Below are 23889 nucleotides of genomic sequence, written 5' to 3' on the forward strand. Positions count from 1 at the left end.
GGAGCAGCTGTTCGCCGAGTTCGGCTTCACCGTGGACAACGTGGTGGCCAAGGCGCAGGCGCTGCTGAAGTAAGCCGCCGGGCGCAAGCCGATAAAAAAGCCGGTCATCATGACCGGCTTTTTTTATGGGCGGAAATCGCGATTACGACGCGGCCTTGACGCTTTCGGCGCTGCGCAACCGGTCGTAAGCCGCCGCCAGCAACAGCACCAACAGCGTAGGCTGCAGCCAGACCAGACCCTGCTCGGCCAGCGGCAGCTTATCGAACCAGGCGGGCAGCAGGCCGCTGAAGCTTGAAGCCTTCAGGCCATCGGCCAGGCCGAACACCAGGCTGGTGGCGATCACCGGCGCGAAGACGCGCCTGGCGCTGCGCCAGCGGTTCTGGCTGAAGCTGAGCAACACCAGCGCGATGCAGGGCGGGTAGATCGCCGTCAGGACAGGCAGTGAGACGCGGATCAGATTGGCCAGCCCCATGTTGGAAACCAGCATGGCGAAGAGGGCGAGGATGACCACCAGCGCGCGATAAGAGAGCGGCAGGTAGCGGGAGAAGAAGTCCGCGCAGGCGCAGGTCATGCCGACCGCCGTCACCAGGCAAGCGATGAACATCAGCACCGCCATAAAGACGCTGCCCAGATCGCCGAAGGTGTGCTGCACATAGGCGTGCAGGATCGCTGCGCCATCCTGAGCACCGCTGCCGACCAGGCTGCCGCTGCCGGCGCCGAGCTTGAACATGCAGATATAGACCAGCGTCAGGCCGACGCCGGCGATCAGGCTGGCCCACAGGGTGTAGCGCAGCAGCAGGCCGCTGTCGCTGACGCCGCGCGAGCGGGCGGCGGTGACGATAATCGAGCCGAACATCAACGCCGACAGCGTGTCCATGGTTTGATAACCCTGCACGAAGCCGGTGGAAAACGCCGCGGTCTGATAGCTGCCGACGGCGGAGACCGGCGCACCGGCGGGCCACACCAGGGCGGCGATGCCGAGCGCGGCCAGCGCCAGAATTTTCAGCGGCGCCAGAATATGGCCGACGTTGTCGAGCAAGCGGCCGGGATACAGCGACACGATCATCGCCAGGGTAAAGAACAGCAGGCTGTAGATGAACTGCGGCAGGTCGCCGTCGCCGGTGAAGGGCGCGATGCCGAGGGCGAAAGAAACATTGGCGGTTCGCGGGGTGGCGAACAGCGGGCCGAGCGCCAGATAGCAGACGGTCGCCAACAGCAGGCCGGCGGTGCGGCCGATGGGGCCGGTCAGCAGGCTGATGCTGCCGCCGACGCGCGCCAGCGCGATCACGGCGATCACCGGCAGAGCGACGGCGGTCACCATAAACCCGAGGGCGGCCGGCCACAGATGTTCACCGGACTGTAGCCCCACCAGCGGGGGGAAAATGATGTTGCCGGCGCCGACAAACAGGGCGAAGGTCATAAAGCCCAGGGCGATAATGTCTTTCGGGGATAAACTCTTGGTCATAACGGTATGGCACTGCCTGTATTCATGAAATAAACGGCCTGGCTGCGAAATGAAGCGCTGCAGAAGGAGGCGCGTGGGGCTGCGTACGCCCGCAAAAATTTTCGTCCGGCAGGATATAATAATTCGGCGACAAAAACCTGATTAATCCAGCGCTGTTTATCCTGGCGTGAACCGGCCGCACAGAGGGATCATGGCGGCCGGCCCGGCAGCGCGCTAGCGCGCCACCCTGTCTATCGACAGCGGAATTTCGATGTGCGGCTTGAAAGAGACGTGGCCGTCTTCGACCGGTTTACGGGGGAAAAAGATCGGCATATCGCGGGTCGAATGCCGGCTTTGTTCTGACGTTGCCGGGGCGCCATCGTACAGCGAATTCGCCTGCTGCAGCGCTCACGCCTGGCAGAATAGTCTGCGACACGGATGACCGCAAAGCCCGCGCCGCCGGGCGTGGGTATTGACTGAAAAACGTCCAACCTCACAAAACCGAAAGATAACAAGCAACGCCGTTGCCTCGTCGCAATTATTAACTGTATGTTAATTTTTGGTTTATTAAATGTGATCTGGGGATGGATGATGATGAAAAAAATCAGCGCTACCGTGGCGGCAATCACCTTACTAGGCTCCGTTTCCGCCTATGCGGCCTTCCCGGCGGGCTACCCCGCCGACTATCAGAAACTGGTCGACGGCGCGAAGAAAGAAGGCAAGGTGGTGATTTACTCGACCACCGATACCAAAGCGGCGGCGCCGCTGATCCAGGGATTTGAGGCGTTGTATCCGGGCATCAAGGTCGAATACAACGACATGAACAGCACCGAACTGTATAACCGCTTCATCAGCGAGCAGGCGGCCGGCGGCACCAGCGGCGACCTGGTGTGGAGTTCGTCGATGGACACCATTTTGAAACTGGCGGGCGATTACGCGCAGGAGTATGCCTCTCCGGAGCGGGCTCAGCTGCCGAAATGGGCGGTATGGCAAGATAAAGTGTATGGCACCACCTATGAGCCGGTGGTGTTCATCTATAACAAACGCCTGATCCCGCAGGGCGATGTGCCGGATTCGCACGCGGCGTTGGCCAAGCTGATCGCCAGCCAGACGGACAAATTCAAGAAGAAAGTCACCACTTACGACATCGAAAAATCCGGCGTTGGCTTCATGCTGTCGGTGCAGGACTTCAAGGCCGATCCCAACTACTTCAAAACGCTGGCCGACGTGGCCAAGGGCGGGCTGGCGGTGCAATCCTCCACCGGCACCATGATGGAGCGCGTCTCCTCCGGTGAAAACCTGATCGGCTTCAACATCCTCGGTTCGTACGCCGAGGCCCGCGCCAAGAGCGATCCGTCGCTCGGCATCGTCTATCCGAAAGACTATACCCTGGTGCTGTCGCGCGTGAGCTTCATCAGCAAAGAAGCCGGTCACCCTAACGCCGCCAAGCTGTGGTTCGACTACGTGCTGTCGGAGAAAGGGCAAAATATTCTCGCCAATCAGGCTGATATCCCTTCGATCCGCAACGATGTCGAAGGCAAGAACGACATCGACGGCATGACCAAGCTGCTGGGCAACGCGCTCAAGCCGATCCCGGTCGACGACAGCCTGCTGGAGTATCTGCAGCCGGCCAAGCGTCTCGACTACATCAAACAATGGCGCGCCGCCGCGGCGAAATAACAGGGACTGCATTCGGACGCGCGCCTGACGTACAGGCGCGCGCCCTTTGGTCGTCGTTTACAACCATAGGGAGCATTTATGCAAGCATGGCGCAGAAAGTGGCAGAGCCTGCCGCGCGGCCTGGTGGTGTTGATAACCGCGCTGGTTATCTATGTCCCCCTGTCGTTTATCATCATTCAAAGCTTCCTCTCGGCTCCGTTTTTCTCTCCCTCCAAGGTCTTCAGCCTGGAGGCCTTCGAGTTCATCTTTACCGATCCGGATTTCTACAAGGCGCTGAGAAGCGGCTTTATCCTGGCATTCGGCCTGGTGATCATCGCTATCCCGCTCGGCGGCATTTTGGCCTTCCTGATGGTGCGCACCGATCTGCCGGGGCGGCGGATCATCGAACCGCTGATTTTGGTGCCGATCTTCGTGTCGCCGATGGTGCTGGGCTTCGGTTACGTGGTGGCGGCGGGGCCGGTGGGCTTCTTCTCGCTGTGGGCGGAGGCGCTGCTGGGCTTCGTGCCGTGGAACATCTATTCGATGGCCAGCATTGTGGTGATCGCCGGGTTGACGCACGTGCCCCACGCCTACCTGTACATCTCCTCGGCGCTGCGCAGCGTGGGCTCCGACGTTGAAGAAGCGGCGCGCACCGCCGGCGCTACGCCGCTGCAGGTGATGACCGCCGTCAGCCTGCCGATGGTGCGGCCGTCTATCTTGTACGCCGGGGTGCTGCTGTTCTTCCTCGGGCTGGAGGTGTTCGGCCTGATGCTGGTGCTGGGCGATCCGGAAGGCAACCTGGTGCTGGCGACCTACCTGTATCAGTTGACCAACAAGCTGGGCACGCCGTCTTACCACCTGATGGCGGCGGTAGCGGTGGTGCTGATCTGCATCACCATTCCGTTGGTGATGCTGCAGCGCAGGCTGATGCGCACCGCCAACCGTTTCGTCACCGTCAAGGGCAAAGCCTCGCAGGCGCGCGCGTTGCCGCTGGGCAAATGGCGCTGGGTGGCCGGCGCGGTGGTGATGTTCTGGCTGACCGTGACCATCGGCGTGCCGCTGATCGGCGTGGTGCTGCGCGCCTTTATCTCCAACTGGGGCGTGGGCGTGTCTGTCTGGGACGAACTGTCGATCAACACCTTCCGCACCATCTGGGCGCAGCCCAACCTGCTGCGCGCCATCGTCAACTCGATGGCGATCGGGGTGATCGGCGGGGCGCTGGCGGTCGCGTGCTATCTGTTTATCGGTATCGCGATGCACCGCAAGCCGGACGGCGCCACGCGCTTCCTCGACTACAGCGTGCTGGTGCCGCGCGCGGTGCCGGGGCTGCTGGCCGGTTTGGCGTTCCTGTGGGTGTTCCTGTTCCTGCCGATGTGGCTGGATAAATCGCTCAAGGAAGGCTGGCTGTCCGTGCTGCCGATGGCCGAATGGCTGCGCGAGAACGTGATCGTCTGGCTGCGTTCGCTGCGCAGCACCATCTTCAGCGTCTGGCTGGCCTACACCGTGGTGTGGATGGCCTATGGCCTGCGGCTGATCTCTTCCACGCTGCTGCAGGTGGGGCCGGAACTGGAGGAAGCCGCGCGCAGCGCCGGCGCCAGCCGCGGCCAGATCACCCGACACGTTACCATTCCGCTGTCGCGCTACGGCCTGATCGGCTCCTGGCTGCTGATGTTCCTGATCTTTGAACGCGAATATTCCACCGGGGTTTATCTGCTGTCTCCGGGCACGGAAACCATCGGCTCGATGCTGGTTTCCCTGTGGGCCGCGGGCGCCATCGATATCGTCGCCGCGCTGTCGTTCATCAATATCCTGCTGGTGGTGCTGGGGCTAGGGATCGCCTTGCGCTTTGGAGTGAAATTACATGATTGAACTTTCGGTAGAGAACCTGCATTTGACCTATGGCGACAACCCGGTGCTGAAAGGGGTGTCGATGGATCTGAGACGGGGCGAAGTGGTCTCGCTGCTGGGCCCGTCGGGCAGCGGCAAAACCACGCTGCTGCGGGCGGTGGCCGGGCTGGAGAAGCCGAGCCAGGGGCGAATCGTCATCGGCGACAGCGCGGTTTACAACGGCAGCGCGCGCAGCGAAATTCCCGCCGAAGAGCGCAACCTGGGGCTGGTGTTTCAGTCCTATGCCCTGTGGCCGCACAAAACGGTGTTTGAGAACGTCGCTTATCCGCTGAAGCTGCGTAAGACCGCCTCGGCGGAAATCGCCCAACGGGTACAGGCGGTGCTGGATCAGCTTGGGCTGGGGCATTTGGCCAAGCGCCATCCGCACCAGCTCTCCGGCGGCCAGCAGCAGCGCGTGGCGATCGGCCGTGCGCTGGTCTACAACCCGCCGGTGATCCTGCTGGATGAGCCGCTGTCCAACCTCGACGCCAAGCTGCGCGAAGAAGCGCGGGTATTTCTGCGCGAGCTGATCATCAAGCTCGGTCTGTCGGCGCTGATGGTGACCCACGATCAGAACGAGGCGATGGCCATTTCCGATCGCATCCTGCTGCTCAATAACGGCAAAATCGAACAGCAGGGCACGCCGCAGGAGATGTACGGTTCGCCCGCCACGCTGTTCACCGCCGAATTCATGGGCAGCAACAACCGGTTGCCGGGCAAGATCGTGGCGCTGGAAGACGGTCGGGCGCGCATCGAAGGTAAGGATTGGGCGCTGTGGGGCAAAGCAGGCGAAGGCGTGCAGGTCGGACAGGAGGGCACGGCGGTGATCCGCGTGGAGCGCGTGCGGTTGGGTGAAGATCCACAGGGTAATCAGCTTGAGCTGCCGTTGCTGACCAGCATGTATCTCGGCGATCGCTGGGAATACCTGTTCCGCACCGTGGCCGAAGATTTCGTGGTGCGCGCCTATGGCCACGAGGCGCGCGATCGGGCGCTGTGCCGGCTCTCCCTGCCGGCCGAGCATCTGTGGATATTCCCGAAAGCTTAACCAGGACGCCCGCCGATGCGGGCGCTCCTTTTACAAATCCAGCACCAGCCGGCTGCCTTTGGCGCGCGAGCAGCAGATCAACAGGGTCTGCTGCGCCGCGCGTTCTTCCTCGCTGAGATACTGATCGCGGTGATCGGCTTCCCCTTCGACGATGCGGGTTTCGCAGGTGCCGCAAATGCCTTCGCGGCACAGGCACTCGACCCTGGCCGCCTTGCTGTTTTCCAGCGCCTGCAGGATGGTCATGTCTTGCGCCACTTCAAGCTCAATGCCCGATCGAGCCAGCACCAGCGTAAAGGCGCCGCCCGCCGTGTCTTCGGCGGCAAAGGCTTCGCTGTGCAAGCGACCGGCATCGATACCCCGTTCGGCGGCGATCCGGTAGACCGCTTCGTTCAGCGCCGCCGGGCCGCAGACGTAGATATGGGCGCCGGGTTCCACATCGGCCAGCGTGCGCGCCAGATCCAACCGGCCGCCAAGGCTGGAGACATGGCAACTGACGTTGTCTGCGAACGGCGCTTGCATCAGCTGCTGCTGGAAGGCGTTGTGTTCTTCACTGTGGAAGCAGTAGTGCAGATGGTAGCGTTGGCCGCTGCGTTGCAGCTCATGCAGATGGGCCATAAACGGCGTGATGCCGATGCCGCCGGCGATCAGCACGTGATGTTGCGCTTCCGGCGCCAGCGCGAACAGGTTATTCGGGGTGCTGATGGTCAGCGTATCGCCGACCGCCAGCCGGTCATGCATGAAGTCGGAACCGCCTTTGGAAGGAGACTCGCGCCGAACGGCGATCTGGTAATGCTCGAGTTCGAACGGTGAGCTGAGCAGCGAATAGGCGTTGCTGTAGCGCTGCTCGCCGTCCTGCATTTGCACGATAATGTGGCTGCCGCCGCTGAAGGCGGGCAGCGGCCGGCCTTTCGGATCCGCCAGGGTAAAGCGCTTGACCCGTGCGGTGACGGTTTCGATGTCGACGACGCGGACATCAAGCATCTGATAGCTGGTCATTCATTGGCTCCAAAGCGCGGGCGTCCCCGCGCATGAAAAAGTTATACCGCCTGGCACAGGTATTTGAGCTCCAGATAGTCTTCGATGCCGTATTCGGAGCCTTCACGCCCCAGCCCCGACTGTTTCACCCCGCCGAACGGCGCCACCTCGTTGGAGATAAGCCCGGTATTGATGCCGACCATGCCGTACTCCAGCCGTTCCGAAACGCGCCAGATGCGCGCCGCATCGCGGGTGTAGAAGTAAGCGGCCAAACCGTAAATGGTGTCGTTGGCCTGGCGGATCGCCTCGGCTTCGTCATCAAACACCACCAGCGGCGCGACCGGGCCGAAGATCTCTTCTTCCAGCAGCAGCGAGCCGGGCTGCACGTCGCCCAGCACCGTCGGGGTGAAGAAATTGCCGCCCAGCGCGTGCGGCGTGGCGCCGGTCAGCACCTGAGCGCCTTTGCTCAGCGCGTCATCAAGCAGCTCCAACACCTTATCGCGCGCCTTGCGATTGATCAGCGGGCCAATCTGTACGCCGGCTTCGAAGCCGTTGCCGACCTGCAGCGCCGCCACGCGGGCGACAAACTTCTCGGCGAACTGCGGGTAAACGCCGCGCTGCACGTAGAACCGGTTGACGCAGACGCAGGTCTGCCCGGCGTTGCGATACTTGGCGATCAGCGCGCCTTCCACCGCGGCATCGATGTCCGCATCGTCAAATACGATGAACGGCGCGTTGCCGCCCAGCTCCAGCGACACTTTCTTGATGGTGTCCGCGCTCTGGCGCATCAGCAGCCTGCCCACCGGTGTGGAGCCGGTAAAGCTGAGTTTGCGCACCTGCGGGTGGCGAGTCAGCTCGGCGCCGATCGCCTGCGAATTGCCGGTCACCACGTTGAATACCCCGGCGGGAATGCCGGCGCGTTCGGCCAGCTCGGCCATCGCCAGCGCCGAATAAGGGGTTTCGTTGGCGGGTTTGACCACCAGCGTACAGCCGGCCGCCAGCGCCGGCGCAGCCTTGCGGGTGATCATCGCCGCCGGAAAGTTCCAGGGCGTGATCGCCGCGCACACGCCGATGCCCTGCTTCAGCACCATCAGGCGTTTATCGCTGCTCGGTGAAGGGATGATGTCGCCGTTGGCGCGCTTGGCCTGTTCGGCGAACCATTCGATAAAGGAAGCGGCGTAGCGGATCTCGCCCAGCGACTCTGCCAGTGGCTTGCCTTGCTCCAGCGTCATCAGGCTGGCCAAATCCTGCTGGTGTTCCAGCATCAGTTCGAACCAGCGGCGCAGCAGCTGAGCGCGCTGTTGCGCCGGCAGCGCGCGCCAGCCTTCCAGCGCCTGCTGGGCGGCGTCGATCGCCCGTTGGGTTTCGGCTGTCGCCATGTTGGGCACGCCGCCGATGAGTTGGCCGGTGGCGGGATCGCTCACCGGCACGGTTTCCTGGTTGTCGGCATCGTGCCATTGCCCGTTGATGTAGGCCTGTTGGCGGAATAGCGCCCGATCGGAAATATTCACAAGAACCTCACAAGTCAGGGGAAAGGGGCCCGCGGGCCCCGTCGCATCAAGGTTGATAAACCTGCGCCAGCAGGTTGTGGAAGTGGGCGATGCCATGTTCGCTGACGCCGCTGCCGGCGCCGTCGGCCATGATGCGCCCCTGGCCGCGATAGCCGCGCGACTTCAGGCCTTTTTGCACGCTTTCCACCAGCCGCAGATCTTCCGGGCGGAACACGTCGCGGTACCAGTCGATCAGTTTGAGCTGTTCGTCGCTCAAATCGGTGTTGGTGAAGTAGATGTCGTAGTGTTGCAGGGTGGTTTCCGCATCGACCGGGAACTCATAGATCACCGTCATCATGCCTTCCAGCGGCGGCATATTGAACATGGTGCACGGCCACAGCCAGATGCCGTGGAAGCTGGCTTCTTTGCCCTCTTCAAACTTGAACGACTGCTCGGAAGGGCGGGCGTAGCCGAACTGCAGCGTCCAGTTACCGTGCAGGGTGTGCCAGTAGCGATCGACCTGCACCGAGTCGGCGAAACCGGGGTGCGCCGGGCCGCAGTGGTAGCACTCGAGGTAGTTGTCGACGATGTTCTTCCAGTTGGCCGGGGTGCGGGTGACGAAACGCGCCGCCAGCTTGAGATCGTCGACCTGCGGGCAGGCTTCGCGCACTTTGGCGCCGAGGCCCGGCAGCTGGTCTTCCACCGTGCCGGCCTGCGAGTCCAGATTGACGTAAATAAACCCGGCGTACTCTTCGACCCGCACCGGCACCAGGTGCGAGTTTTCTTTATCGAAGTTCTGCACGTTTTCACAGTTGCGCGCGTGCGCCAGCTCGCCGTCCAGCTTGAACGCCCAAGCGTGATAAGGGCAGGTGATGACGTTCTTCGCCCGGCCGTCGCCCGCCAGCAGTTGGTGGCCGCGGTGCGGGCAGACGTTGTAAAAGGCGCGCAGCACTTTATCGCGGCCGCGCACCACCAGAATGTTTTCACCGATGATCTCGCGGGTGATGTAGTCGTTGGGTTGGGCAAGCTCGCTGCGGTGCGCCACGCAGAGCCAACTGGTGGCGAACACCTGCTCTTTTTCGTGCTCGAACGCCGCCTGGTGGGTGTAGAACCGGGCCGGTATGGTGTAGGCCTCGCGGGCGTCGGCGCAGAAATCTTTCGGTAAGGTAAATTCAGGGATCAGAGTGCTCATAAGTTAAACTTCCTCTTTTCTTATTGTCATTTCGCCATAGGGCGCGGTTGATACGACGATGGAGCGGAGAGTTCGGCGGCCGGCGGGGCTTCGGGCAGCGTTGGCGGGCTGCTTTCGATCAGGTGCGCCGGGATGGCCGCGTAGTCCTGCTTCAGCCAGCGGGCGAAGCCGTAGGTTTTCACCAGCAGCACCAGCAGGAACGGCAGCGCGGTCAGGATCACCGTGGTTTTCATGGTGTCCAGCGAGGCGCCGGTAAACAGGATCGACAGCGGGATCAGGGTGATCACCACGCACCAGAACAGGCGCAGCATCGGGCTGGGATCTTGCCCCTCCTGCAGGTTGCGGGTGCTGGTGGCGGCCATGGTGTAGGCCACGGCGTCCATGTGCGAGGCCAGGAAAATGATCATGATGAACAGATAGGCGGCCAGGAACAGTTTGCCGAGCGGCAGCGCCGTCAGCAGCATCTGCACGGCGGTTTCGCCGCCCTGGGTACTGAGGATCTCCGGCACGTTGAGCTGCCCGCTGATGAACTGGTGCATGGCGTAGCTTTCCAGCGAGCCGAAGAAGAACCAGCAGCCGAGGGTGCTGCCGAGCAGCAGCGCCCAGATCACTTCTTTAATCTTGCGGCCGCGCGAGACGCGGGTGACGAACATCGCCACGCCCGGGGTATAGGAGATCCACCACAGCCAGTAGAACACTGTCCAGCTGCGGCTGAAGCTGCCGTCGCCCATCGGATCGGTGAACAGGCTCATCTGCAGAAAGTTTTGCGCCGTCAGGCCGATGGCGTTGATGGTGTTGTTGATGGTGAATTCGGTCGGGCCGACCAGCAGCACCAGCCCGGCGAAAGCGAATGCGCCCCAGCCGACCATTTTACTCAGGCGCTGCATGCCACCGTCGATACCGATGTAAGAGCTGAGACAGAAGATCACCGCCGCCAGCAGGATCACCGTCGCCTGCACCGCGAAGTTGTCCGGGATGCCGGTCAGCGCCGTCAGCCCACGGGTAAAGGTGGAGGCGGTCAGCACCAGTGAAATGGTGAGGGCGCCGACGGTGGCGACCAGGAAGATCAGATCCACCGCCCGCCCGACCGGGCCGTTGGCGCGCACGCCGGTGATGGCGGCAATGATCCCCGACAGGCTGAGCCCTTTGTTCTTACGCACGTGGAAGTGGTAGGCCATGATCAGCGAGGCGAGGGCGTAGGTCGCCCAGGCGCTCAGGCCCCAGTGGAAGAAGGAGTAGCTGATGCTGTATTCCAGCGCCTTCGGGGTGCGCGGCGCGATGTTCAGCCCCGGCGTCTGGTAGTAATACGCCCATTCCATCACCCCCCAATACAAGGTGGACGAGCCCAGGCCGGCGCAGATGAACATGAACAGCCAGGCCAACGTGGAGTATTGTGGTTTGCCTTCGCCGAGGCGGATGTTGCCGTATTTGCTCAACGCCAGATACAGCACCACCAGCAGGGCGAGCAGCACCAGGATTTGAATGGTTGAACCGAACAGCCGGGTGACGCCGTTGAAAATGGTGTTGGCGATAAGCGCGGATTGGGCCGGAAAGAGCATCAGGCAAAGGGCGATCAGCGCAATGCTGCACAGGCTGATGGCGATGAGCGTGACATCCTTTTTGGGATTGCTCTGCATGGGAGTGAACTCCTGTTATCGGTGGTGGGCCGGTGCGCAAAGCGTAGGGGGCGCCCGGGCCTTATTGGTTTGAACCCTTTGTTTTGTTACACCGCGAGGAGCAAACGCCCCGGCTGAACGCTGCCGGGAATATTTACTCTTCATTAACATTTTCGAGTGTGCACAAATTACAGGAGGGCCACAATTAGGGCATCTGTAAAAGGATAAAACACAGTATGTAAACAATTTGTTGTGATCTTGACCGGGGTGTTGGCGTGCTTTCTGCGGTGGTTTTCAGCGGATTTGCGGCGGCGATCGATGCGGAAAAACGGACGTGGCAAAGCAGGGCGCGGAAGGGCGCCCTGCGCGGGAAAATCTGCGGCGTTCAGCGTTGCAGCAGGGCGGCGATCGCCTGGCCGACTTGCTGGGTGGAGGCGTCGCCGCGCATGTCCGGCGTGCGCGGCCCGTCGGCGATAATGCGCTCAATCGCCTGCAGGATGCCGTCGTGCGCCTGGCGGTAGCGGGCATCGCCGTCGCCGAGGAAGTCCAGCATCATCGCGCCGCTCCAGATCATGGCGATCGGGTTGGCGATGTTTTTGCCGAAAATGTCCGGCGCCGAGCCGTGCACCGGCTCGAACAGCGACGGGAAATTGCGCTCCGGGTTCAGGTTGGCCGAGGGGGCGATGCCGATGGTGCCGGTGCAGGCCGGGCCGAGATCCGACAAAATATCGCCGAACAGGTTGGAGGCGACCACCACGTCGAAGCGTTCAGGGTTCAGCACGAAGCGCGCGCACAGAATATCGATGTGCTGTTTGTCCCAGGCGATATCAGGGTATTGGCGCGCCATCTCCGCCACGCGCTCATCCCAGTACGGCATGCTGATGGCCATGCCGTTGGACTTGGTGGCGGCGGTCAGGCGTTTGCGCGGGCGCTGTTGCGCCAGCTCAAAGGCGTACTTGAGGATGCGGTCCACGCCCTGACGGGTGAAGACCGATTCCTGGATCACCATCTCGCGTTCGGTGCCTTCGAACATCCGTCCGCCGAGCGAGGAGTATTCCCCTTCGGTATTTTCGCGCACCACGTAGAAATCAATATCGCCCGGCTGCTTGTTCGCCAGCGGGCAGGGCACGCCGGGAAACAGCCGCACCGGACGCAGGTTGACGTACTGTTCGAAGTCGCGCCGGAATTTCAGCAGCGAACCCCACAGCGAGATATGATCGGGCACCGTGTCCGGCCAACCGACGGCGCCGAAATAGATGGCGTCGAAGCCTTTCAGTTGCTCGAACCAGTCGTCCGGCATCATCTGGCCGTGGTGCTGGTAGTAGTCGCAGCTGGCCCACTCGAAGGTGGCGAATTCCAGCGACAGATCCCAGCGCGCCGCCGCCGTCTGCAATACTCGTATGCCTTCCGGCAACACTTCCCGCCCGATACCGTCCCCGGGGATGGCGGCAATCTTGTAAGTTTTGCTCATACAGAGGTCTCATTTGTAGGTAGGGGAGATTGACAACACTGTTATCCTATAATTGACTAACTGTTAATCAATCCTGAAAACGGTGAAACATAAAACACGAATCATGAACAATATGCCGATCCTGAGTGACCTGCGGGTGTTCGTGCTGGTGGCGCGCCGCGCCGGGTTTGCCGCTGCCGCCGAAGAGTTGGGCGTTTCGCCGGCCTTTATCAGCAAGCGCATCGCGCTGTTGGAGAAGACGCTGGACGTGTCGTTGCTGCACCGCACCACGCGGCGGGTGGCGATCACCGAAGACGGCGAGCGCATCTACGAATGGGCGCAGCGCATTCTCAACGATGTCGATCAGATGATGGACGAACTGTCCGAGGTGCGCCAGGCGCCGCAGGGCATGCTGCGCGTGGTCAGCAGCTTCGGCTTCGGCCGGCGTTTCGTGGCGCCGGCGCTGTCGGCGCTGGCGCGGCAGTACCCACAGCTGGAACTGCGGCTCGACGTGTCCGATCGGCTGGTGGATCTGGTCAGCGAAGGATTCGATCTGGATATCCGCATCGGCGACGATATCGCCCCCAATTTGATTGCGCGCAAGCTGGCGGACAATCAGCGCATCCTGTGCGCTTCGCCGGCGTACCTGCAGCGCCACGGCGTGCCGAAAAATCCGGCTGAGCTGGCGGGCCGTTCCTGTCTGGTGATCAAGGAACGCGATCACCCGTTCGGGCTGTGGCGGCTGCAGGGGCCGAGCGGTGAAGAAACGGTAAAGGTGACGGGCGCGCTGGCGTCGAACCACGGCGAAATCGTGCACCAGTGGTGCCTGGACGGGCAGGGCGTCGCGCTGCGTTCCGCCTGGGACGTGAAAGAGAACATCGACAGCGGCCGACTGGTGCATATCCTGCCGGAGTACTATCAGCCGGCCAACATCTGGGCGGTATACGTTTCCCGGCTGGCAACGTCGGCGAAAGTGCGGGTGACCGTCGAATTTTTGCGCGACTATTTCCGTGAGCACTACGGCGAAACGGAGCCGGCGAGCGAAAATCCGTCGCGGTCTTGAGGCCAAAAATGTGCGCCAGATCATCTTATGCTCGTAAAACTCCCCTCCGTTACCTGAGGAGCTGTTGCACCTGTTCCTTTTGCCAAAACTTTGGTTTATGCTCAGCTGAAGCGTTTCAGTTGAAGCACTCTTCGACAGAAATGCCGATGTGACGGCGGTGAAAAACCGCTGAAGCGCGGGAATAATGCAAACTCGGCGATTCACAGCGGGCGGTACGATCCACTACTCTATGCGGGTTAGTGAGACAACCAGTCAGCGCCGGGCGGCGCCGGTGAGTCAACCCGGCGTGGACGGCCCTTTTTCAGGAGCAGCATGACCATCCGCATAGCGATAAACGGCTTTGGCCGCATCGGCCGCAGCGTATTGCGCGCACTGTACGAATCGGGCCGACGGGCGGAAATCTCCGTGGTGGCGATCAACGAGCTGGCGAACGCCGAAGGTATGGCCCATCTGCTGAAGTACGACTCCAGCCATGGCCGCTTCGCCTGGGATGTGCGGCAGGAGTGCGACACGCTGAGCGTCGGAGACGACGCGATTCGCCTGTTGCATCAGCCGGCGGTGGAGCAGTTGCCCTGGGGCGAGCTGGGCGTCGATGTGGTGCTGGACTGCAGCGGCGTGTACGGCAGCCGGGCGGATGGCGAGGCCCACCTGGCGGCGGGGGCGAAGAAAGTGCTGTTCGCCCATCCGGGCGGCAACGATCTGGACGCCACCATCGTGTTCGGCGTCAACCATCAGACGCTGCTGGCGGAACATCGCATCGTGTCCAACGCCTCATGCACCACCAACTGCATTATTCCGGTGATCAAGCTGCTGGACGACGCCTACAGCATCGAATCCGGCACCGTGACCACCATTCACTCGGCGATGAACGATCAGCCGGTGATCGACGCGTATCACGCGGATTTGCGGCGCACCCGCGCGGCGAGCCAGTCGATCATTCCGGTCGATACCAAACTGGCCGCGGGCATCACCCGCATCTTCCCGCAGTTTTGCGATCGCTTCGAGGCGATCTCGGTGCGCGTGCCGACCATCAACGTGACGGCTATCGATCTGAGCGTCAGCGTGAGCGCCGCGGTGAAGGTGGCGGAGGTCAACCAGCTGTTGCAAAAGGCCGCACGGGAATCATTTCGTGGTATAGTTGACTACACGGAATTACCATTGGTCTCGATCGATTTTAACCATGACCCGCACAGCGCTATCGTCGACGGTACGCAGACCCGGGTCAGCGGGCAGCACCTGATAAAGACCTTGGTCTGGTGCGACAATGAATGGGGCTTTGCCAATCGGATGTTGGATACAACACGGGCAATGGCCGCCAGCGGTTTCTAGTACGGCGGCGCCGGCGTGATTGGCGCGCTGCTCAGGCAATTTTATAGAGATTCAATAAAGAGGGTTCACCATGTCTGTAATTAAGATGACCGATCTGGATCTGGCGGGTAAACGCGTACTGATCCGCTCCGATCTGAACGTGCCGGTAAAAGACGGTAAAGTGACTTCCGACGCGCGTATCCGCGCTTCCCTGCCGACTATCGAAGCTGCGCTGAAGCAAGGCGCCCGCGTGATGGTAACCTCCCACCTGGGTCGTCCTACCGAAGGCGAGTACAACGAAGAATTCTCCCTGCTGCCTGTGGTCAACTACCTGAAAGATCACCTGAAATCTCCAGTGCGTCTGGCGAAGGATTATCTGGATGGCGTCGACGTCGCCGAAGGCGAACTGGTGGTGCTGGAAAACGTCCGTTTCAACAAGGGCGAGAAGAAAGACGACGAAACCCTGTCCAAGAAATACGCGGCGCTGTGCGACGTGTACGTGATGGACGCATTCGGCACCGCGCACCGCGCGCAGGCTTCCACCCACGGCGTGGGCAAGTTCGCGCCTGTCGCCTGTGCCGGCCCGCTGCTGTCCGCCGAGCTGGAAGCGCTGGGCAAAGCCCTGGGCAATCCGGCCCGTCCGATGGTCGCCATCGTGGGCGGTTCTAAAGTCTCCACCAAACTGACCGTGCTGGATTCCCTGTCCAAAATCGCCGATCAGCTGATCGTCGGCGGCGGCATCGCCAACACCTTCGTGGCGGCGCAGGGCAACAACGTGGGCCAGTCCCTGTACGAACCGGATCTGATCCCGAACGCGCAGAAACTGCTGGAAACCTGCGACATTCCGGTGCCGACCGACGTGCGCGTGGCGACCGAGTTCTCTGAAACCGCGACCGCGACCGTGAAGCAGGCCAACGAGATCCAGGACAACGAGCAAATTCTGGATATGGGCGACGTCTCTGCCGAGCGTCTGGCCGTTATCCTGAAGAACGCCAAAACCATTCTGTGGAATGGCCCGGTTGGCGTATTCGAGTTCCCTAACTTCCGTAAGGGCACCGAAATTGTCGCCCGCGCGATCGCCGATAGCGACGCTTTCTCTATCGCTGGCGGCGGCGACACTCTGGCAGCCATCGATCTGTTCGGTATCGCTGACAAAATCTCCTACATCTCCACCGGCGGTGGCGCATTCCTGGAATTCGTTGAAGGGAAACCGCTGCCTGCAGTCGTGATGCTGGAAGAGCGCGCTAAGCAGTAATTCAGACAACGGGAGGCGAAAGCCGCCCGTTTGTTTTATACCGCGCGGCAAATGCTGCGCGGCGTGAAAACATCGATTTACATCCATCTACGGCCGACGAAACAGGACAAAGTAACATGTCTAAAATTTTTGATTTCGTAAAACCGGGTGTCATCACGGGTGATGACGTTCAGAAAGTCTTCGCAGTTGCTAAAGAGAACAACTTTGCGCTGCCAGCGGTAAACTGCGTGGGTACCGACTCCATCAACGCAGTGCTGGAAGCCGCGGCTAAAGTGCGCGCGCCGGTCATCGTTCAGTTCTCCAACGGCGGCGCCGCATTCATCGCCGGCAAAGGCGTGAAGACCGATGTGCCTCAGGGCGCAGCGATTCTGGGCGCTATCTCTGGCGCGCACCACGTTCACCAGATGGCTGAACACTACGGCGTGCCGGTGATCCTGCACACCGACCACTGCGCGAAGAAACTGCTGCCATGGCTGGACGGCCTGCTGGACGCCGGCGAGAAGCACTTCGCCGCTACCGGCAAACCGCTGTTCTCTTCCCACATGATCGATCTGTCTGAAGAGTCTCTGGAAGAAAACATCGAGATCTGCAGCGCCTACCTGAAGCGCATGGCCAAAATCGGCATGACGCTGGAAATCGAACTGGGCTGCACCGGCGGTGAAGAAGATGGCGTGGACAACAGCCATATGGACGCTTCCGCTCTGTACACCCAGCCGGAAGACGTGGCTTACGCGTACGAAAAACTGAACGCCATCAGCCCGCGCTTCACCATCGCTGCATCGTTCGGTAACGTGCACGGCGTGTACAAGCCGGGTAACGTTAAGCTGACTCCAACCATCCTGCGCGATTCTCAGGATTACGTGTCCAAGAAATTCAACCTGCCGCACAACAGCCTGAACTTCGTGTTCCACGGCGGTTCCGGTTCTACCGACGCAGAGATCAAAGAGTCAGTGGGTTACGGCGTGATCAAGATGAACATCGACACCGACACCCAATGGGCGACCTGGGACGGCATCCTGCAGTACTACAAAGCGAACGAAGCTTACCTGCAGGGCCAGCTGGGCAACCCGAAAGGCGCCGATCAGCCTAACAAGAAATACTACGATCCACGCGTATGGCTGCGCGCAGCGCAGACCAGCATGGTGACGCGTCTGGAGCAGGCCTTCAAAGATCTGAACGCGGTAGACGTTCTGTAATCTTCGGCACCTGTTGCATGATGTACAAGGCTCCCTGCGGGGAGCCTTTTTGTTTATGGCAAGCCTGATGCGTGGCTTGGCTTGGCTTGCCGTTGGCAATATATAAAAAATAAGGAAAATCAATTTATTGATTTCGACTGATGATCACAAAGGAGGAAAAACCACGTTTTTTCCTCCTTTGTTTGCAATTTAAAGGCTCCCTGCGGGGAGCCTTTTTCGTTTTCAGCCCAACAGGCCGGCGCCGACATTGATCGACAGCCCCAGGATCAGCATGTTGAACGCGAAGGAGATCACCGACTGCAACAGGGTGATCTTGCGCACCTCTGCCGCGCCGACCGCCACATCGGCGGTTTGCGACGCCACCGCGATGGTGAAGGAGAAGTAGGCGAAATCCAGATAGGTGGGATCGGCGAGATTGCCGGGGAACAGCAGCGGCAAAGGATCCTGCTGTGCGCCCTGGCGATAAAACTGATGAGCATAGTGCATGGTGAAGGCGGTCGGCAGCAGCAGCCAGGAGACCGCCAGCGTGGCGCCGGTCAGCAGCAAATGCAGCGTTTTCAGCGAGCCGGCCACCTGTTTGGCGCTGCTCAATTCAAACAGGATCGCCAGTAAGCTGACCAGGCAGCCGAGGCTGACTAACGCCAGCACCATGCTGGCGCTTTCGTCCTGCCGCCGGGCGATTTGGCGAATGTGCTGCGGCGTGCTGACCAGCATCAGCCGCCAGAGAAACAGCAGGTAGAGCCAGGCCAGCGTATTCCAGCCGATCATCAAGCGTTGCAGCAGCGAGAGCTGGGCGGGCAGCAGCAGAAAGCACAGCAGCCCGGCGCCGACGGAAAACAGCAGCCTGGGCCGCACTTGCCAATAGTGTTTGAGCGAAGAGCGAATGTGCATGAAGAACGGATCCCTTGTCGTGAAATGGCCAACGCGCTGTTCTCAGCATAGAAGAAGCGGCGGGCGGTTTCGGCTATTTTTAACGCTGATGGTTGGCATGAGCCTTTAATGTTGGTTACCCTTAGGCGTGGTTTCCTACTGGCCGCCGAGGCCAGTGTATTTTTGCGAGTTTCTCCCGTTAGGGACTGAGTTAGGACGACACGAATGAAAGATTTGAATGTAGTAGACGGCATCAACGGTGCCGGCGACTGGTTGGTGAAGAATCAGGATCTGTTGATCCAGTACGCGGTGAATATCGTCGCCGCCATCGTTATCCTGATCATCGGTTCGATCGTGGCCCGCGTGGTCGGCAATGCGCTGAACCGCGTGATGAAGCTGCGCGGCATCGATGCCACGGTGGCCGACTTCCTGTCGGCGATCGTTCGTTACGGCGTGCTGGCGTTCACCTTCATCGCGGTGCTGGGGCGTGTCGGCGTGCAGACCACCTCGGTGATCGCGGTGCTGGGTGCCGCCGGTTTGGCCGTCGGCCTGGCGCTGCAAGGCTCGCTGTCCAACTTCGCCGCCGGCGTGCTGCTGGTGATCTTCCGTCCGCTGCGCGTGGGTGAATATGTCGATCTGGGCGGCGTGGCCGGTACCGTCGATCAGGTGCAGATTTTCTCCACCACCCTGCGCACCGCCGACAACAAAACCATCGTGGTGCCGAACGGTAAAATCATCGCCGGCAACATCATCAACTACTCCCGCGAACCGAACCGCCGCGTGGATATCGTGGTGGGCGTGGCCTACAACGCCGATATCGACGTGGTGAAGAAGGTGCTGGGCGACGTGATCGCCGCCGACAAACGCATCATGCACGCCAAAGGCGTGACCGTGCGTCTGAACGAGATGGCGCCGTCCTCGCTGAACTTCGTGACCCGTTCCTGGACCACCAACGCGGAATACTGGAACGTGTACTTCGATCTGATGGAAAACTTCAAGCGCGCGCTGGATGCCCACAACATCGGCATTCCGTTCCCGCAGATGGACGTGCACCTGTACCGCACCGAAGACGCTTCCGCCAAGGCGGAATAACGCAGAAGGGGGCCTTGGCCCTCTTTTTTATTGCAGGCCGAGACGCTACCGATGGCGTCTCGGCCTTTTATTTTCCGCGAGGTCAGACGCCGGCCGCCGGTTCCGTGAGTGGCGTGCGGCGGCGCAGGCTGAGGCGATAGAGCAGGAAGATGGCGGCGGCGCCCAGCAGCGCCGGCAGCGCCAGCCAGAGGAAGAACACTTCCGTCGAGCCGGCGGCGGCCATCATCCAGCCGCCGAGCATCGAGCCGACAATTGAGCCGAAGCGGCCATTGGCCATGGCCCAGCTGACGCCGGTGACGCGGGCTGCGGTTGGGTAGAGGGTGGCGGAAACCAGATTCAGGCCGTTTTGCGCGCCGGCCACGCCGAAGCCGATCAGGAACACGACGGCGGCCAGCGTGTAGACGTCGCCCATCAGGTAACCGGTCGCGCCAATCACCAGTGCGGCACCCAGGTAGGAGACGGCCAGCACGCGGTAGGGCCCGATCCGGTCCATCAGCAGCGCCATCAGGATGGCGCCCAGAGTGCCGCCGAGCGGCACCATGGCTCCGATGCGCGAGGCGTGGGCGATGTCGTAACCGGCGTCTTTGAGCAGGGTCGGCAGCCAGCTGGTGAGCAGGTAGAACACAAACAGCGAACAGAAGAACGCCGCCCATAGCAGCAGGGTGCGCACGGCGCGGCCTTCGATAAACAGGTGTGATATCGGCGATGTGGCCTGCGCCGGACGCTCGTCATCGACAATCGTCACACCGGCCCAACGCTGGCCGGTGATGCGCTCAACCACCCGGCGCAGCCGATCGGCGTGTTTGGCGCTGGCGGCCATAAAGCGCACCGACTCGGGCATCTGCCAGGCCAGCAGCGGCAGCAGCGCCAGCGGCGCGATACCGCCGACCAGCAGCAGGCCGCGCCAGCCGAACGTCGGAATGATCTGCCCGGCCAGCAGGCCGCCCAGGGCCAACCCGGCGGTGAAGCCGCTCCAGCTCAGGGTGACCATCAACATGCGCCGGCGCGCCGGTGAGTATTCCGAGCTGAGGGTGATGCAGGTCGGTATCGCGCCCCCGAGGCCAATGCCGGTGATGAAGCGCAACCAGGTCAGGGATTCGATCGAATGCGTATAGGCCGAAGCCAGGGTGCAGCCGCCAAACACCAGCACCGCGACGAGCAGCACGCGCTTGCGGCCGATGGCGTCGGCGAGCGGCCCGAACAGCAGGCTGCCGAGCAGCAGACCGAACAATCCTGCACCGAAGGCGGGAGAGAGCTGCGCTGGCTGCAGGCCCCACTCTTCGCGCAGCGCCGGCGCGATATAGCCGATGATGGCGGTATCGAAGCCATCCAGCAGGGCAATGAGGAAACACAGGGTCAGGATCAGGATTTGATAAGGCGAGATCTTGGCGCGATCGATGATTTCGCTGATGCGAGCGGTATTTGGGCTCATGAGGGTTCCACTTTTATTAAGCTGGTGTGGGCTGGCTGAGGGGCCGTTCAGGCCGCTTTGGCTGGCATCGCGTAGAAATCCGAGTATACACCAGCGCGGGGGCAGTGGGGGATGCGCCGCATCTGGGCAGACAGTCAGCGTCGGGCCACATGATAAGTGGGGAGGGGCGGTGAGCGCAGATCGGTTGCAGCGCTTTATCGTCATGTCTAAGGCGCGGGAAAATGGGTGGAAATAAGGCAAACAAGATGAAGGTCATTTTATCTGCGTCCATTCTCTTAAATACGGTGGCTTTCCGCCACCTGCGGAATAATAACGGCCTGTCGCGCAGGCGTCAGTCGATGGTTTTCACCTGTCTGGCGCCGAATATTCAGCTTTCGCCTCGTCATCGACTGAACTGTCGAATATAAATCTGAAGTGAAATAAATTGGATTCACTTTTATTTTTAGGTGAAGCGTTCAACGGCATTTATACAATTGGTTATTATCGCTGAAAAAATGGAAAAGGGTCGCCAATACGCCTGTATGAGTCCGCTCATCTTGCGCCAAAAGAGCAAATTGGTAAGCTTGCCAGCCTTATATCAGTGGGTGGAAAGGATTGATGCGTAACCGATTAAGAATTTTTCTCGTATTAATGTTAGCCACGACATTGCCTTTTTCTGTCGCGGCGTCTCAGCTCACGCTTCCTCAAGGCGTAATGACAAAAATTGCGCCGTGGAAAGCGCATGACAATCGAGAAAAACCGCTCATTGCCGTTGTCGGCGAAAATACTTTCACGGAACTGACAGACTTTGTCATTCCCTACGCATTGCTTAAAGAAGCAAACGTCGCGGATGTTTTCACCGTCGCCATTCGGCCTGGTCCAATACAGCTGTTTCCTGCGTTTAAAGTTGAGGCCGATATGACGGCCAGTAATTTTGATCGGCTTTATCCGCTTGGCGCAGATTACATCCTTGTTCCTGCCGTGCACGAAACGGACAATCCTGAACTGTTAAGATGGATACAGGAGCAGCAAGCGAAGGGAAGCACGATTGTTGGGATTTGCGATGGCGTGTGGGTCTTGGGCCACGCGGGGCTCCTTGATGGGCATTATGCTACGGGGCATTGGTATTCACGAGAAGATCTGGAAGAACAGTACCCGAAAGCTTCTTGGGTACAGGACCGCCGCTATGTTGCTGATGGAAAGATCGTCACCACGACCGGAGTAACCGCCTCAGTGCCCGTGACACTGGCTTTGATAGAGGCGATTGCGGGTGAAAAAAAGGCAGTCACGCTAGCCGCACAGGTGGGCGCTTCGGACTGGTCTGTTAAACATGACAGCCGCGCCTTTGCGCTGAAAACCTCCAATGTGGTTACGGTGGCATTAAATTATGTGTCCTTTTGGCAGCATGATACTTATGGCATACAGGTTTCCACGGGAGACGATGATATTAAGTTGGCATTTAGTGCAGATTCATATTCAAGAACCTACCAGACGCAGGTGTTCTCTTATGCGAAGGATATGAACCCTGTGAAACTGAAAAGCGGATTAACGCTTTTGCCGGACAGAGTCGAAGGGCGTAATGAGAATGTAGATCGTTGGATTTCTCTCATTGATAATGAAACCGCCATGGAAACGTTAAATCGCACTCTGCGGGATATTGGCGACACTTACGGTTTTCGCACGGCGGCATTGGTGGCGCTACAGCTTGAATATAAAGGCGACAATTAGGAAAAACCGATTTTGACGTTTATAACGCTATCGCCGGTACTGAGACAACTCCCTCGGTTGAGTAGATAAGTATTATTCAACCTATGAATGCATTAAAAACATGCGTTCACTATTGCGCCAGGCTGCGCCGACCCGTTCCGGTCTTGGCGCAACCCGACAAGGTTATTTGGCTAACAGCTCTCGGCGCACGATCTCGGCGCCTGCGCTTAACGCATTCAGCTTGCCGCGGGCGACCTGACGAGGCAGAGGAGCCATGCCGCAGTTGGTCGACGGATAGAGTTTGTCGGCATCGACAAACTGCAGCGCTTTGCGCAGCGTGTCGGCCACTTCCTCCGGCGTCTCAACGGCATGATTCGCCACGTCGATGGCGCCGACCATCACCTTTTTGCCGCGGATCAGTTCAAGCAGATCCATGGGCACGTGCGAGTTATGGCACTCCAGCGAGATGATATCGATGTTGGACGTTTGCAGTTTCGGAAACGCCTCTTCATATTGTCGCCATTCCGAGCCCAGCGTCTTTTTCCAGTCGGTATTGGCTTTAATCCCATATCCATAGCAGATATGTACGGCGGTTTCACACTTAAGCCCTTCAATGGCTCTTTCCAGGGCGGCGATGCCCCAGTCATTCACCTCGTCAAAGAACACATTAAATGCGGGCTCATCAAACTGAATAATGTCGACGCCTGCGGCCTCGAGCTCTTTGGCTTCCTGATTGAGGATCTTCGCGAACTCCCAGGCTAATTTCTCGCGGCTTTTATAGTGGTTGTCATAGAGCGTGTCGATCATGGTCATCGGCCCCGGCAGGGCCCATTTAATCGGCTGTGTGGTCAGCTGGCGTAAAAATTTGGCGTCTTCAACGAAAACGGGTTTTTGACGCGAGACTGCCCCCACGACCGTCGGCACGCTCGCCTCATAGCGATTGCGGATTTTAACCACTTCGCGTTTTTCGAAATCGACGCCGCTAAGATGCTCGATAAACGTCGTGACGAAGTGCTGACGGGTTTGTTCGCCATCGCTGACGATATCGATGCCGGCCTGTTGTTGCTCTGCCAGTGACAAACGCAGGGCGTCCTGTTTCCCTTCGATGAGTTCTTCATTCTGCAATTTCCAGGGCGACCACAGGGTTTCCGGTTGGGCCAGCCAGACCGGTTTGGGCAAGCTGCCGGCGGTCGATGTGGGGAGCAATATTTTCATGATAGGTGACCTGT

At 60.3% G+C, this 23889-nt stretch carries 18 protein-coding genes and 1 pseudogene; 10 read left to right on the forward strand and 9 right to left on the reverse strand.

The window, feature by feature from the left end:
- Nucleotides 1-73, forward strand: a pseudogene (locus J9788_RS25285) (transketolase); the annotation flags it as partial.
- A gap of 69 nt (nucleotides 74-142) precedes the next feature.
- Here J9788_RS25285 and brnQ read toward each other — a convergent pair.
- A complete protein-coding gene (gene brnQ / locus J9788_RS21935; RefSeq protein WP_182265345.1) occupies nucleotides 143-1465 on the reverse strand; it encodes a branched-chain amino acid transport system II carrier protein in 1323 nt (440 codons plus the stop codon).
- Nucleotides 1466-2035: 570 nt separating this feature from the next.
- On the opposite strand from brnQ, the gene J9788_RS21940 reads away from it, so the two are divergent.
- The 3 genes from J9788_RS21940 to J9788_RS21950 all read left to right on the forward strand — a co-directional run bounded on the left by J9788_RS21940 (nucleotide 2036) and on the right by J9788_RS21950 (nucleotide 6035).
- On the forward strand, nucleotides 2036-3124 hold the full coding sequence (locus J9788_RS21940) for an ABC transporter substrate-binding protein (RefSeq protein WP_033644933.1): 1089 nt from the start codon (nucleotides 2036-2038) through the stop codon (nucleotides 3122-3124).
- Between the two features lie 78 nt (nucleotides 3125-3202).
- Nucleotides 3203-4972, forward strand: coding sequence for an iron ABC transporter permease (locus tag J9788_RS21945; RefSeq protein ID WP_033644727.1), 1770 nt, complete (start codon nucleotides 3203-3205; stop codon nucleotides 4970-4972).
- Nucleotides 4965-6035, forward strand: coding sequence for an ABC transporter ATP-binding protein (locus J9788_RS21950; RefSeq protein WP_182265344.1), 1071 nt, complete (start codon nucleotides 4965-4967; stop codon nucleotides 6033-6035). Before J9788_RS21945 ends, J9788_RS21950 begins: the two co-directional genes overlap by 8 nt.
- A 30-nt stretch (nucleotides 6036-6065) precedes the next feature.
- Here the strand turns inward: J9788_RS21950 and J9788_RS21955 are convergent, their stop codons facing one another.
- From J9788_RS21955 to J9788_RS21975, 5 genes are all read right to left on the reverse strand, one after another.
- Nucleotides 6066-7031: a PDR/VanB family oxidoreductase gene (locus tag J9788_RS21955; RefSeq protein ID WP_072627026.1), complete on the reverse strand. Its 966-nt coding sequence runs from the start codon at nucleotides 7029-7031 to the stop codon at nucleotides 6066-6068.
- Between the two features lie 41 nt (nucleotides 7032-7072).
- Nucleotides 7073-8521 (reverse strand): NAD-dependent succinate-semialdehyde dehydrogenase, encoded by a 1449-nt coding sequence (locus tag J9788_RS21960; RefSeq protein WP_046898968.1) that lies wholly within the window; start codon nucleotides 8519-8521, stop codon nucleotides 7073-7075.
- Nucleotides 8522-8567: 46 nt separating this feature from the next.
- Nucleotides 8568-9692 carry an aromatic ring-hydroxylating dioxygenase subunit alpha gene (locus J9788_RS21965; RefSeq protein ID WP_046898969.1) on the reverse strand — a complete coding sequence of 375 codons (1125 nt, stop codon included), beginning with the start codon at nucleotides 9690-9692 and terminating at the stop codon, nucleotides 8568-8570.
- Between the two features lie 26 nt (nucleotides 9693-9718).
- Complete coding sequence (locus J9788_RS21970; protein ID WP_046898970.1) at nucleotides 9719-11329, reverse strand: BCCT family transporter; 1611 nt, start codon at nucleotides 11327-11329, stop codon at nucleotides 9719-9721.
- A 364-nt stretch (nucleotides 11330-11693) separates the two neighbouring features.
- Nucleotides 11694-12779: a tartrate dehydrogenase gene (locus J9788_RS21975; RefSeq protein WP_046898971.1), complete on the reverse strand. Its 1086-nt coding sequence runs from the start codon at nucleotides 12777-12779 to the stop codon at nucleotides 11694-11696.
- An 82-nt stretch (nucleotides 12780-12861) separates the two neighbouring features.
- Between J9788_RS21975 and J9788_RS21980 the strand changes: the two genes are divergently transcribed.
- The 4 genes from J9788_RS21980 (at nucleotide 12862) to fbaA (ending at nucleotide 17580) form a co-directional block, all read left to right on the forward strand.
- Nucleotides 12862-13821 (forward strand): LysR substrate-binding domain-containing protein, encoded by a 960-nt coding sequence (locus tag J9788_RS21980; RefSeq protein ID WP_182265343.1) that lies wholly within the window; start codon nucleotides 12862-12864, stop codon nucleotides 13819-13821.
- Nucleotides 13822-14133: 312 nt separating this feature from the next.
- Complete coding sequence (gene epd / locus J9788_RS21985) at nucleotides 14134-15150, forward strand: erythrose-4-phosphate dehydrogenase (protein WP_004931582.1); 1017 nt, start codon at nucleotides 14134-14136, stop codon at nucleotides 15148-15150.
- Nucleotides 15151-15220: 70 nt separating this feature from the next.
- Entirely contained in the window at nucleotides 15221-16384 is a 1164-nt protein-coding gene (gene pgk, locus J9788_RS21990) for a phosphoglycerate kinase (protein WP_025160206.1), read from the forward strand.
- 116 nt (nucleotides 16385-16500) lie between these two features.
- Nucleotides 16501-17580 carry a class II fructose-bisphosphate aldolase gene (gene fbaA / locus J9788_RS21995; protein WP_025304179.1) on the forward strand — a complete coding sequence of 360 codons (1080 nt, stop codon included), beginning with the start codon at nucleotides 16501-16503 and terminating at the stop codon, nucleotides 17578-17580.
- A 222-nt stretch (nucleotides 17581-17802) separates the two neighbouring features.
- On the opposite strand, the gene J9788_RS22000 is transcribed toward fbaA, so the two are convergent.
- A complete protein-coding gene (locus tag J9788_RS22000; protein ID WP_033644737.1) occupies nucleotides 17803-18471 on the reverse strand; it encodes a DUF1345 domain-containing protein in 669 nt (222 codons plus the stop codon).
- 204 nt (nucleotides 18472-18675) lie between these two features.
- On the opposite strand from J9788_RS22000, the gene mscS reads away from it, so the two are divergent.
- The gene (gene mscS / locus J9788_RS22005; RefSeq protein WP_015378992.1) at nucleotides 18676-19542 is read left to right on the forward strand and encodes a small-conductance mechanosensitive channel MscS; all 867 of its coding nucleotides are present in this window, start codon (nucleotides 18676-18678) and stop codon (nucleotides 19540-19542) included.
- A gap of 82 nt (nucleotides 19543-19624) precedes the next feature.
- On the opposite strand, the gene J9788_RS22010 is transcribed toward mscS, so the two are convergent.
- Nucleotides 19625-20974, reverse strand: a complete 1350-nt coding sequence (locus J9788_RS22010) for an MFS transporter (RefSeq protein ID WP_046898975.1) — start codon at nucleotides 20972-20974, stop codon at nucleotides 19625-19627.
- 597 nt (nucleotides 20975-21571) lie between these two features.
- On the opposite strand from J9788_RS22010, the gene J9788_RS22015 reads away from it, so the two are divergent.
- The gene (locus J9788_RS22015; protein WP_182265342.1) at nucleotides 21572-22681 is read left to right on the forward strand and encodes a DJ-1/PfpI family protein; all 1110 of its coding nucleotides are present in this window, start codon (nucleotides 21572-21574) and stop codon (nucleotides 22679-22681) included.
- A gap of 162 nt (nucleotides 22682-22843) precedes the next feature.
- Here the strand turns inward: J9788_RS22015 and J9788_RS22020 are convergent, their stop codons facing one another.
- Entirely contained in the window at nucleotides 22844-23875 is a 1032-nt protein-coding gene (locus J9788_RS22020; RefSeq protein WP_033644741.1) for a methionine synthase, read from the reverse strand.
- Nucleotides 23876-23889: the final 14 nt, after the last annotated feature.

Origin of the sequence: Serratia sp. X10 (genome assembly GCF_017811775.1) — a bacterium.
GTDB lineage: Bacteria > Pseudomonadota > Gammaproteobacteria > Enterobacterales > Enterobacteriaceae > Serratia > Serratia ureilytica.